This window comes from Xanthomonas sp. SS (genome assembly GCF_014236835.1).
Classification (GTDB): domain Bacteria; phylum Pseudomonadota; class Gammaproteobacteria; order Xanthomonadales; family Xanthomonadaceae; genus Xanthomonas_A.
On sequence record NZ_CP051190.1, the window covers coordinates 3,636,716 to 3,652,496 of the forward strand.

Sequence of the window (15,781 nt, forward strand, 5' to 3'; positions counted from 1 at the left end):
CATCGCGCATGCAATTCCAAGACAAGGTGGCCATCGTCACCGGCGGCGGCCGCGACATCGGCCGCGAAGTTTCGCTGAAGCTGGCCGCGGCCGGCGCCAAGGTGTGCATCAACTACGCCAACGACGCGGCCAGCGCCGAGGAAACCCTGCGCCAGATCCAGGCCGCTGGCGGCCAGGCCATCGTGCATCGCGCCGATGCAGCCAACGCACAAGCTGTGGCCGGGTTGGTCGCCGCGACGCAGCAGGCGTTCGGCCAGCGCATCGACATCCTGGTCAACGTCGCCGGCGGCATGCTCGCGCGCAAGCCGCTGGCCGACATCGACGAAGCCTTCTTCCACCAGGTCATGGACCTCAACCTGAAGTCGGTGTACCTGACCACGCAGGCGGTGGCGCCGCACATGCAGGCGGGCGCGGCGATCGTCAATTTCGCCTCGCTGGCCGGCCGCGACGGCGGCGGTCCCGGCGCGGCGATCTACGCCACCGCCAAGGCCGCGGTGATGACCTTCTCGCGGGCGATGGCCAAGGAACTGGGCCCGCGCGGCATCCGCGTCAACGCGCTGTGCTGCGGCATGATCGCCACCCGCTTCCATGACGACTTCACCAAGCCGGAAGTGCGCGCCTTCGTCGCCAACGCCACCCCGCTGCGCCGCGAAGGCCGTGCCGCCGAAGCCGCCGATGCGGCGGTGTACCTGGCCTCCGATGCCGCCAGCTTCATCAATGGCGCCAATCTCGACGTCAACGGCGGCGTGTATTTTTCCTGACCCGAACGCCTAGGAGCCACGCTCATGTCGTTGCGATTCCCGCCCTTGCGGCCGTTGTTGTGGAGGGGCGCGGTAACCGCCGCGCTCGCGTTGTACATGACGCTACCGGCGGCGGCGCAGCAGGCCGCGCATTGGCTGCCGGCGTGGATCGCCTCGCCCACGCCGGACCGGCTCGACGGTCCGGCCGGCAGTTCGTTGCAGTTCGAGCGGCAGAGCGTGCGCCAGGACATGCGCCTGGGCACCGCCGCGCAGGCCTTGCGCTTCCGCATCAGCAACGAACTGGGCACCGCGCCGCTGAAGATCGGCGCGGCGTCGGTGCGTCTGGCTAGTGCCGCCCAGCCGGCGCAGCCGGTGTCGTTCGACGGCCGCCGCGAGATCGTGCTGCCGCCCGGCGGCGTCCTGCTCAGCGATCCGGTGGCGCTGCGCGCGCCGGCATTGGCCGAGATCGCGCTGACCCTGTACTTTCCCGAGGCAGCGCGGCCGGCGGTGCGTCGCACGGCGGTGCGCGTGGCCGAGGGCAATGTCGACGTGAGCGACGCCACCGCGCTGAGCTACCGGCAGAACGTGGTGTCGGCGGTGTATGCGCAGACCAGCGCGTCGCCGCGGGTGGTGGTGGCGCTGGGCGATTCGATCACCGAAGGCGCCACCGCCGCACGCGGTAGCAATGGCGACTGGCCGGCGCTGCTGGGCAAGCGCCTGGAGCAGGCCTGCCCCGGCCAGGTAGTGGTGCTCAACGCCGGCATCAGCGGCAACAAGCTGCTCGACGCCGGCCGCAGCCCCAGCGCGCTCGCGCGCCTGGACCGCGACGTGCTGGCGCTGCCCGGCGTCGACCAGGTGCTGCTGTTCGAAGGCATCAACGACATCCGCCACAGCGGGCCGCCGGCGTTCGCGCCCGGGCGCACTGCTGCGGACATGCAGCTTGGATATCGCCAGGTGGCCGAACGCCTGCGCCAGCACGGCATCGCCACGATCGGCGCGACGCTGACCCCGTTCGGCGCATCGGAACGCTACGAACCCGTGTCCGCCGCGACCCGCCAGGCCTTGAACGCCTTCATCCGCGACAGCAAGACGTTCGACGCGGTGATCGACTTCGACGCGATCCTGCGCATGCCCGACAACCCCGAATCGCTGCCAGCCGCCATCACCCGCGACCACCTGCACCCCAACGACGCAGGCTACGCGCGCATGGCCAACGCCATCGACCTGTCGCTGTTCGGCTGCAAGGCGCGCTGACGGGGCAAAGATCTCCGCGCCGCTACCGCGAGCGGTGCACGTCGTTCGCGGCTGGAGTTCTTCGCCGAGCGTGCCGCCGCCCCCATCCACGCTCCCCGACACTGTGGGGAGCGACTTCGGGTGACCTCGCGCCATCCGTCGCGACGGGCATTACCGACAAAGCCCGTCACGACCGACCTCACCGGCAGGCGCTCGCACAGAGGACATCGCTCCTGATCGAGCAAGCGCCGAGGCCCGTCGCTACGATTGGGATAGGCTATAGCCATGCCGATGCAAACCGCACATTGCCCGACTTGCTGCACTGGCATCGCGCGCTCGTCCCTCTCGCGTCGTCGCCCCAGCGCGAACGGGACGCGCCACCAGGCAGCCGCGTCGTGAGCGCCACGCACTTCCAGGTACTGGACCACGTCGCGCATGCCTGGTTCCTGTTGCAATCCGGCACGGACCGCTTCCTGGACGTGAACTGCAACGCCTCCGCGTTCGGCTACTCGCTGTTGATCCGGCTCGACGCCGACGAATGCGCGCAGATACAGCAGGGCGGACACGCCGCCTGCGACGCCCTGGCCACGCGCATCCGCGACACCGCGTCGCCGCGGCACCCGCGCGATGTGTCGCGCGATCACGGCGAAGCGGTGTCCGATGCCATCGCCCGCTGGCGCGAGGAAAACGGCAACTGAAGTCAGGCCGTCGCCGCTGCCGCCACGAGCGGCTCCGGCGGTGCATTACCATGCGGCTTCCCGCCTGCGAACCCTTGCCATGCCCGACAGTCTCCACGACCTGCAAGCCGCCCAGCGCGCGTTCGCCGACGCACGCGATTGGGGCCAGTTCCACACCCCGCGCAACCTGGCCGCAGCGCTTTCGGTCGAGGCGTCGGAACTGCTCGAGCATTTCCAATGGCTCACCGACGAGCAGAGCCGGCAACTGTCGGACGACAAGAAGGCCCAGGTCGGCAGCGAAGTCGCCGACGTGCTGCTGTACCTGCTGCAGCTGTGCGACAAGCTGGGCATCGACCCGATCGAGGCGGCGCGGCAGAAGATGCAGGTCAATGCCGCCAAGTACCCGGTGGACCGCGCCAAGGGCCGCATCACCAAATACACCGAGTTGTAGGCGTCGCTCACGCCCGCCGTTGTAGGAGCGGCTTCAGCCGCGACAGACTTTATCCGGAGAACCTGTCGCGGCTGAAGCCGCTCCTACAAGGGATTGAAAGACGCCTCCAAGACGCTTGCGCCCTATCGCGAAGACGCCTTCTTCGCAGCGCGCTTGCGCGGCGCACTCTTCCTGGCCGCCGTCTTTTTCGCCGTACTCTTGCTTGCGGTGGAGGCTCCGGTCGCGGCCTTCTTCGCCCGTGTCCGCGCCGCCTTCTTGGCCGCGCTCTTGCGCACGCTGGCGCCCTTGGTCTGTGCGGCCTTCTTCGCCGCGGCCGAACGGCTGCTGGCGGTGCGCTTCTTGGCCGCCTTCTTGGTCTGCGTGGACAAGGCCTTCTTGCCCACGGTCTGCTTGGCGGTCTTGCCCTTGCTGGCGGTCTTCAGCGCCTTCTTGGCGCCGCGCGAACGGGTCGGCGACGGCGCATCGGCCTTGCCGCCCTTCGCTTCTTCCTGCGCGACCTTCTTCTTGGTGGACTTGGAGGCGGTCTTGGACGCACCAGTCTTGACCCCGGCGCGGCGTGCCTTGGACAGGCCGATGGCGATCGCCTGCTTGGTCGACTTCACCTTGGTCTTGCCCTCGCGCACCCGATCGATCTCCTCGTGGACGAATTCGCCGGCCTGGGTAGTACCCGCCTTGCCTTCGCGCTTGGCACGCTTGGCGCTGGCGGTGGTGGATTGCGTCGGCATGTCGTTCTCCTGCAAGCGGCCGGAACTGGCCATCGCAACAGGTGTAGCAGCCAAAAAGTAAAGAACCGGCATAAACCACGCGAAGCCGATGTGCACTGCGCGCGGTTCGCGTTGCGGGTGTGCAGCAGTGCGAATGGCGCGAACCCATGCTGACGAAGCGTGCGCGCATGCTCGACATGACCGAGCGCTGCGCAAGATTTACTGCCCTCGCGTTCGATCGCGTCACTTATTTTCCCTGGCTGGACGCGCGATACACGCCGCCACGTCGCCACCGCAGCGCGCTCCGCCAGATCCGCGCGGCCACGCTGCGCGCGCATCGCATTGCCGATTCCACGCGACGTTTTCTGGACGATGTCCTCGAAGTCGTCATCCTTGGCTGCCAGCAGATCTCGCGCTGCTTCCGCGTCGGACTTGGACCAACGCGCCGATCGCTTGGCACCGCCCGGCGATCGGATTCTCCCGCGCGCCGCTGCCGTCGCGCACACCGCTCTTGCTGCAGCAATCTACTGGCGACGCACGCGTCGGGTTGGCGCATCGTCGGCGCCACTCGCCGCGTCGGCCGGTGCCGGCTCCCAACCGAACACGCTGCGCCCGCCGTAGCCGTGCGACGCGCGCCGCTCCTCGGCGATCAGCGCCTCCACCGACGGCCCGCGCGCGTGCGGTTCGAGCAGGCGCGCCTGCGCATCCAGCCGCCGGATCGCCTCCAGCTTTTCCTCGCGGCCCAGCTTGGCCTGCGCCACCGCGGTCTTGAGTACGCCGATGGTGTGGTCGTAAACGCGCGTCGGCACCGGGAACGGATGCCGATCCTTGCCTCCATGCGCCATCGAGAACCGCGCCGGATCGGTGAATCGGCACGGCGCGCCGTGCAGCACTTCGGCCACCAGCGCCAGTGCGCGCACGGTGCGTGCGCCGACGCCCGGCACCTGCAGCAGTTCGGTGAAATCCTGCGGCCCGCATTCGGCCGCCGCGGCCAGGTTGCCATGCAGGCGCCGGGTCACGATGTCGCTGCCGCGCAGGTCGTGGTGGTCGGGCAGCGACAGGTGCGGCAGGCCGGGCGGCCTGCGCGCCGGCATCGCGTCGGGCGTGGCGGCGAACAGGTCGCCGCTCGGCGCGAACAGCGCGTCGGCCGCCGCGCTGCGCGCACTCCGCGCCGCGTGCGCGGCGGCCATCGCACCGTTCACCGTGTTCGCGCGGGTGGCGGCACGTGGCACGGACGCCACCGCGTGCGCCGAAGACGCTTGCAATGCGCCGTATTCCTGCGCGATCCGGTCCGGCCCCAGCGCCTGCAGCAGTTCCACCTGCGCAGCCCGCGACGCGGCGGCGCGATGGTCGGCGAGATTGACGATGCGGCCCTGCCCCGGCCCGTCGATCGCCGCATGCGGCGCATCGACGAAACTGCTCAGCCCTTCGGACAGCCAGTGATAACGCCGCGCCTGCTTGCTGGCACCGTTCATGCCCTGCTGCACCACCACCCATTGCCCGTCGTCGCTGACGATGAAACCGTGCAGATACAGATCGAACCCGTCCTGCACCGCGGCGCTGTCCACCTTCGCCACCAGCCGGCTGGCGCGCGCCAGCCCGGCGCCGTCCAGCCCGGTGCGTTCGCCCACCGCGCACAACTCATCGGGCGTGGCACGCGAATGCCGCCCGCGCCCGCCGCACACATGGATGCCCAATTCGGCGGACAGCGGCGTCAGCCCGCGCTTCAGCGCACCCAGCACGCTGGTGGTGATGCCCGAGGAATGCCAGTCCATGCCCATCACCGCGCCCAGCGACTGGAACCAGAACGGATGCGCCAGGCGCCGCAGCAGCTCGTCGCGGCCATAGCTGTGCAGATGGCCTGGCACATCACCGCGCCGAGCCGGGTCATGCGCTCGCCCAGCCAATGCGGCACGCGGCCACCGTGCAGGGGCAGATCGGCGCTGCCGGAACGTCGGCTCATGCGCGGAACTCCGAAGAAAAACGGATCGCCAGCGTAGCCAGGCCGCGTCTCATCGCGCGACTTGCGACCGCAGCAAGACTGAGCGATTCAGCGAAGAGCCGCGCAATGTCCACCACACTGCAGTCGGGGCTGAAGCCCCTCCCACAACGTACCCAGCCAACTCACCGCAAACCCCTGTAGGAGCGGCTTCAGCCGCGACAAACCAAGCGACGCGCCTATCAGCCTGTGATGGATGAGAGACCGACCGCGACTCCACCACAACACAAAAGCCAGGAAGCCGCGCGACTTCCAGCCCCATGCAGTCGGGGCTAAAGCCCCTCCCACAACGCACCCAGCCAACTCGCCGCAAGCCCCTTGTGGGAGCGACTTCAGGGCACCTCGAACAACCCATAGTTTCATCACTATGAGCCGCGAGTACGCAGCGTCAGCGTGTCTTGAGGACGACTTCGGTGTATTGCCGGCTTGCTGGATGGCATTGATGTGCCAGGTAAGGCGGCCGTCGGCCGCCTTACCTGATCACGCCGGCACCATGGCCCGATGCTGCAGCCGCGCCAGCCGCATCAGGTTGTGACTGGCGACCTTCAACCCGATCACCACCGTGGCCCGTGCCAACCCAATGGTGCGCAGGCATTTACCGCCCTGCTGCGCCAGCCGCGCGAACGGGTGTTCGCCGAACACCCGGTCCTTGGCAAGCCGCCGGTTGCGGCGCTGTTGGGCCGCGCTTAGCGGCTTGCGCGCCTGGCCCTGGTGCTGAATGGCCGCCCGATAGCCGCGTTGCGTCAGATCGGCCTCCCGCGATGCGTCGGCATAGCCACTGTCGGCCCACACCGTGCGTCCGTGATTGCTGGGGTCCAGCACCTCCTCGAAGTGTCGGCTGTCATGCACGTTGGCTGCGCTCACCGCATGTCGGCGGATGAAGCCCCAACGCCGATCGGTGCTGGCGTGCAGCTTGTAGCCGTAATGCGCCTTGCCGTGCTTGCGCGTCCAGCGGGCTTGCACATCCTTCTGCGCGCGCTTGGCGTCGCTCCAGTCTTGGCCTACCTCGCTACCCTGCTTGATCTGTGCGTTCTCCTCGCGCGTGTTGCGTTGGATCGGGGCGCTGACGATGCTCGCATCGATGATCTGACCGCCGCGCGCAATGAATCCCGCACGCTGCAATTGCACGCCAACCGCTGCGCTGATGTCGCCCATCAGATCCTGCGCCTTGAGCCGCTCGCGCCACACCCAGATCGTCTTGGCGTCAGGCACCTTGCCGCTGTGTTCCAGTCCAAGGAACTGCTGGAAACTGCGCCGATCCAGCACCTGGTACTCCAGCGCATCGTCAGAGAGGTTGTATAGCTGCTGCAACAGCAGCAGTTTGACCATCACCACCGTCGGCCAGGCCGGACGGCCCCCGTGCGTGCCGGTGCCCAAGGACAGCTTCGCATCGACGGCTTGGGCAATCGTTGCGAAATCGATATGGCGAGACAACACCGCCAGCGGGTCGCCTATCTGCTGGCGCTTGGACTCGCGTTCGTGTCCGGCAAACAAGCTGATCATCGCAGGGCCTCGGCTCTCTCTCTTCTGACCATATGATGCCAAAGAAGGAGGTTTTTAGAGGTGCCCTTCAGTCGCGACGAACGAAGCGGTGCACTTCACGGCTTCGAACAGGATCGGCGCAGAAGCCTTGCCTTGAAAAAATCTATAGCGCAGATCGCGGTGATCCAACGCTCAATCGACTCAGCCGCCACCACGCTTCCGCTTCGCCGACGCCGCAGTAGCCGCAGTCGCAGCCGTAACCCCAGACTTGCCTGCCCCCTCCCCCGCATGCACCGTCGCCAGCGTCATCGCGATCAGCCCGCCGATCAGACGCCGCAAATCGCCCTCGTTATCGGCCGACGCCTTCAGACTGGTGGTGGCCAGGCGCAGGATGTAGGCGATGTCCGCCGCCGACATCGCCGCTGGCGCATGCACTTCCGGCTGCAGCGTCGCCACCAGCTGCGCCTCCAGCTCTGCGTACAGCGCGGCCAGGGCCTCCGGCGCGTAGTCGCCGCACTTGGCCAGCAGTTCGGTGGCGTTCTCCGAATCGATCACCGCCGCCACCGGTTCCAGCACCCAGATGTCGAACAGATGCCGCAGCCGCGTCGCCAGGTCCTGCCCCGGACGCAGCCGCACGCCGGATTCGGCCAGGCACTGGTCGCGCTGGCGCAGCACCATCGCGGCGAAGATCGCCTCCTTGTTCGGGAACGACGCGTACAGCGACGGACGCGACATCTGCGCCGCCGCGGCGATGTCGCCGATGCCGACCTTGCGGTAGCCGTGGCGCAGGAACAGCTGGAAGGCGGCATCCATGATGCGCGTCTCCTTGCTCGGCAGAGCCGCAACGGGTGCAACGGATTTTACACTTGACATAATTTGTAAAGTTGTCAAAATTACATTTCCAGCCAAATTGTAAAGCACCGGAGCCCTGATGAACGCTATCGCCCCAACGGCCCAGCCCCGCCCGACCCGCGCCTACGCCGCCCTGGAAAAAGGCGGCGCGATGGTGCCCTGGCATTTCGAGCGCCGCGCCGTGCGCGAACGCGACGTGGCGGTGAAGGTGCTGTACGCCGGCGTCTGCCATTCCGACCTGCATTCGGTGAACCACTGGGGCGGCGAATTCCCGCTGGTGCCCGGCCACGAGATCGTCGGCGAAGTGGTGGAAGTGGGCGCGGCGGTGTCGGAGTTTAAAGTCGGCGAGCGGGTGATGATCGGCACCATCGTCGATTCCTGCCGCGTGTGCGAACCCTGCCGCGCGCAGATGGAGGTGTACTGCCGCGAGTTCCCCACGCTCACCTTCGACGGCACCGACCGCGTCGACGGCAGCCGCACCCGCGGCGGCTATGCCGAGTATTACGTGGCCGACGCGCACTTCGTCTATCCGCTGCCCGACGGCCTGGATCCGGCTGCGGCGGCGCCGCTGCTGTGCGCCGGCATCACCACCTACTCGCCGTTGCGGCACTGGCAGGTAGGCCCAGGCAGCACCGTGGGCGTGGTCGGCATCGGCGGCCTGGGCCACTTGGGGGTGAAATTCGCGCGGGCGCTGGGCGCGCACGTGGTGGCCTTCACCACCTCGCCGAAGAAGGCCGCCGAAGCGCAGCGCCTGGGTGCGCACGAAGTGGTGCTGTCCACCGATCCCGCACAGATGCAGGCACAGGCCTTCCGCTTCGACTTCATCCTCGACACGGTGTCCTCGGTCTATCCGATGGACGCGATGCTGCAGGCGCTGACACTCGACGGCACCCTGTGCGCGCTGGGCCTGCCGGACCACTTGGAATTTCGCCCGGTGATGCTGGCGATGGGCCGCCGCCGCATCGCCAGCTCCGGCACCGGCGGCACCGCCGACACCCACGAAATGCTGGCGTTCTGCCAGCAGCACGGCATCGTCGCCGACGTGGAAGTGATCGCGATGGAGCAGATCAACGAGGCCTTCGCGCGGCTGCAGAAAGGCGACGTGCACTACCGCTTCGTGATCGACATGGCGCGCTCGACGCTGTAGCCGGCAGTGGTCTGCGGCGGCGTTGCCCGGCAAAAACGTCTTCGCGGGCCGGACGCGCTAGCCGGCACCCACGCGGTCCTTGCGGCAGTGCCCGCGCGGGGAAATCGGGACGCCCGCGCCTGGCTTGACCGCCCCCGCCGCGCAAGCGATGCTCGACGCGGCGGCTGATGCAGCCGCCGCACCCGCGCAGTCGGCCACGCTGCGCAACCGTCCTCGGCCACGCCAACAAGGAAGACTCCTGATGTCCGCCAACAAAACCGTCGCGCCCGCGCTCTCCGGCGCCATCAGCCTGTTCGTGGTACTCGGCCTGTGCGTTAGCCCCCTGTACTTCAGCGCGGCCCTGGTCTGCCTCGCCATCCTGGCCATGCGCAACGACACGCGCCAGGGACAGCTGTACGCCGGGCTTGCGCTCCTGTTCCTGCTCGTCGCCTTCGGCTACGGCATCGGCAAGGACCTGGCGCAACGCGACAATGCGCACGACGCGCAGGTTGCCGCAGTCGACCGCCAGTAGCGCGCGCCAACTCGCCCGGTCGCCTCGCGAGGCACCTGCGCGGCGCCACGCGATCGCTCGCCGAGTTCGCGCGCCCGCGGCCAGCGGAATCGACCCCGGCAGCGCATCTGCGTAAACTTCCGCGGTGATGAAACAAGCGACCTACGTGGCATTGCAAGCCACCTGGCCGCGGCAGGGCCGCCACATCCTGGCGCACTTCGATGCCGAATCGATCCTTGTCTACCAGGCGTACCGCCCCTCGATCGCGCAGTTCGCGGTCGCGCAGCAACGCTTCGGCGGGGAATTCAGCTACGAGCGGATGAGCTGGATCAAGCCCAACTTCCTGTGGATGATGTATCGCTCGGGATGGGCGCAAAAGGAAGGACAGGAACGGATCCTGGCGGTGCGGCTGCCGCGCGCATTCTTCGACGAACTGTTGCGCACCGCGGTTCCTTCGACATTCGATGCTTCGCGCTTTTCCAGCCACGCCGAATGGCAGGCCGCGATACGCCATTCCGACGTGCGCCTGCAATGGGATCCCGACCATGCGCCCGACGGCACCCCACTGGAACGTCGCGCCTTGCAACTGGGCCTGCGCGGCGAGGTGCTGCGCCGCTACGGCACGCAGCAGGTCATGGCGATCGCCGACATCACCGACTTCGTGCACGCGCAGGCGGCCAATTTGCGCCACGGCGAGGCGTCACTGTGCATGCCGCACGAACGGGTCTATCTGCCCGAAGCGAGTGCCGCGCACGCCGTCGGCCTCGACCTCTGAGGTATAGCGCCGATAGCGGTGGCGCATGCCGCAATACGGCGCTGCACGACCGCGCACCGCGCCTGGCACCCTGCATGCGCGGGCATACTGTCGGCCCTCCCGACTGCCGCAGGAAACCGATGTCCTACAGCGCACTTCGCACCCTGCTCGCCCCCTGGGGCGAGCTACGCCCGCAACCGGCGTCCGACTGGCAGGGACCGATGCCGCTGCCGGCGGCGCTCGTCGATTTCTATGCGCAGGTGGGGCCGTGGGGCGAGACCTACCACGCGCACGTTGGCCCGATCGGCGTGTCGCTCGACATCGGCGGCAACCCCGTCGACATTCCGCCGCTGCACAAGCTCTGGCAGCTGCAAGCCGGATACCGGTGGAATGCGGTCAGCGGCGAACGCCTTGCGGACTGGAGCGAGCAGTGGCTGGTGGTCGCGGACCAAGGCGCGGATCCTTTCATTCTCGACATCGCAAGCGGCGAGGTCCTGTTCGCGTTTCACGGTGCCGGTGCGTGGCAACCCAAGTGGCTGGCCGCCAACCTGGATACTGCATTCGGCGGCCTGGCCACCATCGCCAACGCCATGGCGAAACTGGGCGACGACGCATTCGACGACACCGACGAGCTGCTCGCAACGGCGCGAGCGGCGGTCGCCTCGTCCCTGACGTCGTATCTGGGCAGCGCTGCGCAGGCCGCGCAATTTCTGGATGCGTTGGAGTGGTACCAGGCTTGAACTCGGCTGGCAGGCGTTGAAGCCGACGGTGGAGCCGGGCGTGTTCGACATGTGGGTGGCACCATCGGCCGAAGCTGCCGGCGTGTCCGTCAGCTTCGAATTGGCAAGCTGAGAAGCAGGAGCGTTTCGCAAGAGCAATCCCTGTAGGAGCGGCTTCAGCCGCGACAGGCGCCATCAGGCAAGCCCGTCGCGGCTGAAGCCGCTCCTACAGAATGCAACGCGCTATCACTGCCGCGTCTGCCTCGGCAACGGCGCAGTCGTGGGTGGCGCCATCGGCCGAGCCCGCGGGCGTGTCCGCCAGCTTCGAATTGGCAGGCTGAGAAGCGGGAGCGCTCCGCAACAGCGAACCCTGTAGGAGCGGCTTCAGCCGCGACAGGCACCATCAGTAAAGCCCGTCGCGGCTGAAGCCGCTCCTACAGGATGCAACACGCTATCCCTGCAGCGTCTGTGTCAGGAACGGCGCAGTGTGGGCGCCGCCGTCGCGGCCGCCACGCGCATCCCACGCGTCGCCGCCGGTCCGCTTCACGTCGGCAGCACCTCGCGCTCACGTCGCGGTGCCGGGCGCGGCGCTGAGATGGGTACCCGACGTCGGCCCGCATGCATCCCGCCGCTGCCTGCAGCGCTCCGGACCTGGCGGAGGACGCCGAACAGGCGGCGCAAAGACCATGCCCGCGCCGCCGCTCCTTCCCCCATCGAGGAACCGCGCCATGAGCGATCACGATCCCAACCACTCCGCCAGCCGTCGCCGTGCGCTTGGCGTCCTCGGCAGCAGCCTGGCCGCAGGCGGCACGCTGGCGATGTCCGGTGCCGCCGCGCAGGCCACGTCGGCGGGCACCGGCGCCGCCGGCAGCAGGCCGCCGATGCAGGACCCACGCACCCAGTATCCGCGCCCGCCGTTCGATACGCCCAAGCAGGAATGGCCGGGTCTGGCGTCGAAGATGGTGCCCGTGCCGGACCACGGCGAGCGCAGCTACGTCGGTTCCGGCCGCCTGGCCGGGCGCAAGGCGCTGATCACCGGCGGCGATTCGGGCATCGGCCGCGCCGCGGCCATCGCCTTCGCGCGCGAGGGCGCGGACGTGGCGATCAACTACCTGCCGCAGGAGGAGTCGGACGCGCGCGAGGTGGTCGCGCTGATCCGCGCGGCCGGGCGCAAGGCGGTGGCCATTCCCGGCGACCTGCGCGGCGCCGCGTTCTGCAGGCAGTTGGTCGATCAGGCAGTGCGCCAGCTCGGCGGGCTGGACATCCTGGTCAACAACGCTGCGCGCCAGACCGCACAGCCGTCGATCCTGGACATCGACGACCAGCAGTTCGACGACACGCTCAAGACCAATCTCTACGCGCTGTTCTGGGTGACCCGCGCCGCATTGCCGCACCTCAAGCCCGGCGCCTCGATCATCAGCACCACCTCGATCGTGGCCGACGATCCGCCCGAAGCGCTGCTCGATTACGCCACCACCAAGGGCGGCATCGTCAGCTTCACCAAGTGCCTGGCCAAGCAGCTGGCGCCCAAGGGCATCCGCGTCAACGCGGTCGCGCCCGGCCCGTACTGGACGCCGCTGCAGCCCAGTGGCGGGCAGTTCATGGACAAGCTGAAGACCTTCGGCGCCGACGGTCCCACCGGCAGGCCCGGCCAGCCGGCCGAGATCGCACCGATCTACGTGCTGCTGGCCTCGCAGGAATCCAGCTTCACCACCGGCAGCATCTTCAGCAGCGTCGGCGGCCGCGGCAACGTCGGCTGAGCGTTGCCGTTCCCGCGCCGACCTCTGCTGGCGCGGGACGGCCGCAATGCGTCACCCCGCGGGCGACGGATCGAATGCAAGGCCGCTGCGCGTTGGCGCCTGCGACAACGTCCTTGCATGCAGGCGGTTCCACTTGCGGCAGTTGCGCCGGCACCGGAACTTGGAAACATCCAGCCCTGCACCGCGCCCGGCAGGAACGGTGCGATGTGGGCAGCCTGCCTCGCCACTGCGTTGGAACGCTTCAGCCTACAGCGCCTCCGCCAGGAACGGCGCGGTGCGACTGCCCGCATGCCGCGCCACCGCCAGCGGCTCACCGGCAACGACCACCTTGCCACCTTCATCGCCGGCGCCCGGCCCCATGTCGATGATCCAGTCGCTGGCCGCGGCCACACGCATGTCGTGCTCGACCGCCACCACCGTATTGCCCGCCTCCACCAACCCGTGCAGCTGGCGCAGCAGCGTGTCCACGTCGGCCGGGTGCAGGCCGGTGGTCGGCTCGTCGAGCACGTACACGGTATCGCGACGCTGCGCGCGTTGCAGCTCGGTGGCCAGCTTGATGCGCTGCGCCTCGCCGCCGGACAGCTCGGTGGCCGGCTGGCCCAGCCGTAGATAGCCAAGTCCCACCTCGCCCAACACCTGCAGCGGCCGCGCGATCGCCGCATCGTCGGCGAAGAAGTCCGCTGCCTGCGCCACGGTCATGCGCAAGACTTGCGCGATGTTGTGTCCGCGCAATTCGATCTCCAGCGTCTTGGCGTTGTAGCGCGCGCCGTGGCAGGTGGGGCATGGCGCATAGACGCTGGGCATGAACAGCAATTCCACGAACACCGCGCCTTCGCCTTCGCAGGTCTCGCAACGGCCCTTGGCCACGTTGAACGAGAAGCGGCCGGCATCGTACTTGCGCTTACGCGCCGCGGGCGTCGCGGCGAAGCGCTTGCGCACATGGTCGAACAAGCCAGTGTAGGTCGCCAGATTGGAGCGCGGCGTGCGGCCGATCGGTTTCTGGTCCACCTGCACCAACCGCCGCACGTGCTGCAGGCCATCAGCGATGCGGCCGTCGGTCGCCACCTGCGTGCTGCGCTCGAGCGGATCCACGCCTTCTTCCGGATCGATGCGCTCCTGGCCAAGATGCGCGCCGAGCAGTTCCACCAAGGCCTGGCTGACCAGCGACGATTTCCCCGAGCCGGACACACCGGTGACCGTGGTGAACACGCCCAGCGGGATGTCCACGTCCAGCGCGGCGACGTTGTTGCGGGTGATGCCGCGCAGCTGCAGCCACGCGCCCGGCGCGCGCGGCGCATGTGCGATCGGCGCCTGCTCGGCGAACAGGTAGCGGCGCGTGGACGAGGCGGCGACCTGCGCCAGTCCGGCCGGCGGTCCGCTGTACAGCACCTGCCCGCCCTGCTCGCCCGCACCGGGACCGACATCGACGATCCAGTTGGCATGGCGGATCACGTCGATCTCGTGTTCGACCACGAACAGCGAATTACCCGCGGCCTTGAGCTGGTCCAGCGCGGCCAGCAGCGCCTGCGCATCGGCCGGATGCAGGCCGGCGGACGGCTCGTCCATCACGTAGACCACGCCGAACAGCTGCGAGCGGATCTGCGTGGCCAGGCGCAGCCGCTGCAGTTCGCCGGGCGACAGCGTCGGCGTACTGCGTTCCAGGGTGAGATAGCCCAGGCCCAGCTCCTGCAGGATCTGGATCCGCGCCAGCAGATCCTGGGCGATGCGCTGCGCGGCGATGGCCTGCTCGGGATGGCGCTTGGCGCCGCGGGTGCGGCCTTCTGCAGCAGGGCGCAGCAGTTCGGCCACTTGCGTGAGCGGACGCTGCGACAGCGCGCCGATGTCGAGTCCGGCGAAGGTCACCGACAGCGCCTCACGGCGCAGACGCTTGCCGTCGCAGGTCGGGCATGGCGTGCTCAGCAAGTATTGCGACACGCGCTTCTTGATCAGCGCGCTCTGCGTGCTGGCGAAGGTATGCAGCACGTAGCGGCGCGCGCTGCTGAAGGTGCCCATGTAGGCCGGCTCCTGCTTGCGCCGCAGCGCACGCTGGGTCTCGGCGAGGGTGAAGCCCGGATACACCGGCACCGTCGGCTGCTCGTCGGTGTACAGGATCCAGTCGCGGGTCTTCTTCGGCAGCTTCGCCCACGGCACATCGACGTCGTGGCCGAGCGTGGTGAGGATGTCGCGCAGGTTCTGTCCGTGCCAGGCCGGCGGCCACGCGGCCACGGCGCGCTCGCGGATGCTCAGCGACCGGTCCGGCACCATCGATGCCTCGGTGGCGTCGTAGATGCGGCCCAGGCCGTGGCAGGTCGGACAGGCGCCGGCCGGCGTGTTCGGCGAGAAGCCGTCGGCATAGATGATGGCCTGCCCCGGCGGATAGTCGCCGGCGCGCGAATACAGCATGCGCAGCGAATTGGAGATGGTGGTGACGCTGCCGACCGACGAGCGCGTGCTCGGCGCGCCGCGATGCTGCTGCAGCGCCACCGCCGGCGGCAGGCCTTCGATGGAATCCACATCCGGCACCCCGGCCTGGTCGATCAGACGCCGCGCATAGGGCGAGATCGAATCCAGATAGCGGCGCTGCGCCTCGGCGAACAGCGTGCCGAATGCCAGCGACGACTTGCCGGAGCCGGACACGCCGGTGAACACCACCAGCGCATCGCGCGGCAGTTCCACATCCACATCCTTGAGATTGTGCTCGCGGGCGCCGCGAACGCGGACGAAACCGGAGGCGGGGGAGACGGGCGGCTTGGGCATTGGCTGGAAAATTGGC

The 15,781-nt window shown here is 68.5% G+C and carries 14 protein-coding genes; 9 read left to right on the forward strand and 5 right to left on the reverse strand.

Translation table 11 applies throughout. The features are described 5' to 3' along the window. Positions 1–8: 8 nt before the first annotated feature. From HEP74_RS15020 to HEP74_RS15035, 4 genes are all read left to right on the forward strand, one after another. The gene (locus HEP74_RS15020) at positions 9–761 is read left to right on the forward strand and encodes an SDR family NAD(P)-dependent oxidoreductase (RefSeq protein WP_185813562.1); all 753 of its coding nucleotides are present in this window, start codon (positions 9–11) and stop codon (positions 759–761) included. A 24-nt stretch (positions 762–785) separates the two neighbouring features. Beyond that, the gene (locus HEP74_RS15025; protein ID WP_524540743.1) at positions 786–1,994 is read left to right on the forward strand and encodes an SGNH/GDSL hydrolase family protein; all 1,209 of its coding nucleotides are present in this window, start codon (positions 786–788) and stop codon (positions 1,992–1,994) included. A 284-nt stretch (positions 1,995–2,278) separates the two neighbouring features. Further along, the gene (locus HEP74_RS15030; protein WP_185813563.1) at positions 2,279–2,671 is read left to right on the forward strand and encodes a hypothetical protein; all 393 of its coding nucleotides are present in this window, start codon (positions 2,279–2,281) and stop codon (positions 2,669–2,671) included. A 79-nt stretch (positions 2,672–2,750) separates the two neighbouring features. Further along, positions 2,751–3,101 (forward strand): nucleotide pyrophosphohydrolase, encoded by a 351-nt coding sequence (locus HEP74_RS15035; RefSeq protein ID WP_185813564.1) that lies wholly within the window; start codon positions 2,751–2,753, stop codon positions 3,099–3,101. A gap of 122 nt (positions 3,102–3,223) precedes the next feature. Here HEP74_RS15035 and HEP74_RS15040 read toward each other — a convergent pair whose 3' ends face one another. The 4 genes from HEP74_RS15040 to HEP74_RS15055 all read right to left on the reverse strand — a co-directional run bounded on the left by HEP74_RS15040 (position 3,224) and on the right by HEP74_RS15055 (position 8,099). Then, positions 3,224–3,826, reverse strand: coding sequence for a DNA-binding protein (locus HEP74_RS15040; protein WP_185813565.1), 603 nt, complete (start codon positions 3,824–3,826; stop codon positions 3,224–3,226). Between the two features lie 503 nt (positions 3,827–4,329). Continuing rightward, positions 4,330–5,673: a DUF763 domain-containing protein gene (locus HEP74_RS15045; RefSeq protein WP_524540744.1), complete on the reverse strand. Its 1,344-nt coding sequence runs from the start codon at positions 5,671–5,673 to the stop codon at positions 4,330–4,332. Between the two features lie 611 nt (positions 5,674–6,284). Beyond that, entirely contained in the window at positions 6,285–7,307 is a 1,023-nt protein-coding gene (locus tag HEP74_RS15050) for an IS5 family transposase (protein ID WP_221893129.1), read from the reverse strand. Positions 7,308–7,487: 180 nt separating this feature from the next. Continuing rightward, on the reverse strand, positions 7,488–8,099 hold the full coding sequence (locus HEP74_RS15055; RefSeq protein WP_255427763.1) for a TetR/AcrR family transcriptional regulator: 612 nt from the start codon (positions 8,097–8,099) through the stop codon (positions 7,488–7,490). Positions 8,100–8,217: 118 nt separating this feature from the next. Between HEP74_RS15055 and HEP74_RS15060 the strand changes: the two genes are divergently transcribed. The 5 genes from HEP74_RS15060 (at position 8,218) to HEP74_RS15080 (ending at position 13,008) form a co-directional block, all read left to right on the forward strand. Then, positions 8,218–9,285 carry an NAD(P)-dependent alcohol dehydrogenase gene (locus tag HEP74_RS15060; RefSeq protein ID WP_185813566.1) on the forward strand — a complete coding sequence of 356 codons (1,068 nt, stop codon included), beginning with the start codon at positions 8,218–8,220 and terminating at the stop codon, positions 9,283–9,285. Between the two features lie 241 nt (positions 9,286–9,526). Next, a complete protein-coding gene (locus HEP74_RS15065; RefSeq protein ID WP_185813567.1) occupies positions 9,527–9,796 on the forward strand; it encodes a hypothetical protein in 270 nt (89 codons plus the stop codon). A gap of 127 nt (positions 9,797–9,923) precedes the next feature. After that, complete coding sequence (locus tag HEP74_RS15070) at positions 9,924–10,550, forward strand: DUF4291 domain-containing protein (protein WP_185813568.1); 627 nt, start codon at positions 9,924–9,926, stop codon at positions 10,548–10,550. A 119-nt stretch (positions 10,551–10,669) separates the two neighbouring features. Beyond that, positions 10,670–11,269: a hypothetical protein gene (locus HEP74_RS15075; RefSeq protein ID WP_185813569.1), complete on the forward strand. Its 600-nt coding sequence runs from the start codon at positions 10,670–10,672 to the stop codon at positions 11,267–11,269. Positions 11,270–12,129: 860 nt separating this feature from the next. Further along, positions 12,130–13,008: an SDR family oxidoreductase gene (locus tag HEP74_RS15080; protein ID WP_255427981.1), complete on the forward strand. Its 879-nt coding sequence runs from the start codon at positions 12,130–12,132 to the stop codon at positions 13,006–13,008. Between the two features lie 246 nt (positions 13,009–13,254). Here HEP74_RS15080 and HEP74_RS15085 read toward each other — a convergent pair whose 3' ends face one another. Then, positions 13,255–15,765: an excinuclease ABC subunit UvrA gene (locus HEP74_RS15085; protein WP_185813571.1), complete on the reverse strand. Its 2,511-nt coding sequence runs from the start codon at positions 15,763–15,765 to the stop codon at positions 13,255–13,257. Positions 15,766–15,781 lie beyond the last annotated feature (16 nt).

Excerpts from the sequence above, each read along its gene's own strand:
- HEP74_RS15020 (WP_185813562.1), top strand. The coding sequence starts at position 9 with ATGCAATTCCAAGACAAGGTGGCCATCGTCACCGGCGGCGGCCGCGAC.
- HEP74_RS15025 (WP_524540743.1), top strand. The coding sequence starts at position 786 with ATGTCGTTGCGATTCCCGCCCTTGCGGCCGTTGTTGTGGAGGGGCGCG.
- HEP74_RS15035 (WP_185813564.1), top strand. The coding sequence starts at position 2,751 with ATGCCCGACAGTCTCCACGACCTGCAAGCCGCCCAGCGCGCGTTCGCC.
- HEP74_RS15040 (WP_185813565.1), bottom strand. The coding sequence starts at position 3,826 with ATGCCGACGCAATCCACCACCGCCAGCGCCAAGCGTGCCAAGCGCGAA.
- HEP74_RS15050 (WP_221893129.1), bottom strand. The coding sequence starts at position 7,307 with ATGATCAGCTTGTTTGCCGGACACGAACGCGAGTCCAAGCGCCAGCAG.
- HEP74_RS15055 (WP_255427763.1), bottom strand. The coding sequence starts at position 8,099 with ATGGATGCCGCCTTCCAGCTGTTCCTGCGCCACGGCTACCGCAAGGTC.
- HEP74_RS15060 (WP_185813566.1), top strand. The coding sequence starts at position 8,218 with ATGAACGCTATCGCCCCAACGGCCCAGCCCCGCCCGACCCGCGCCTAC.
- HEP74_RS15065 (WP_185813567.1), top strand. The coding sequence starts at position 9,527 with ATGTCCGCCAACAAAACCGTCGCGCCCGCGCTCTCCGGCGCCATCAGC.
- HEP74_RS15070 (WP_185813568.1), top strand. The coding sequence starts at position 9,924 with ATGAAACAAGCGACCTACGTGGCATTGCAAGCCACCTGGCCGCGGCAG.
- HEP74_RS15075 (WP_185813569.1), top strand. The coding sequence starts at position 10,670 with ATGTCCTACAGCGCACTTCGCACCCTGCTCGCCCCCTGGGGCGAGCTA.
- HEP74_RS15080 (WP_255427981.1), top strand. The coding sequence starts at position 12,130 with ATGCAGGACCCACGCACCCAGTATCCGCGCCCGCCGTTCGATACGCCC.
- HEP74_RS15085 (WP_185813571.1), bottom strand. The coding sequence starts at position 15,765 with ATGCCCAAGCCGCCCGTCTCCCCCGCCTCCGGTTTCGTCCGCGTTCGC.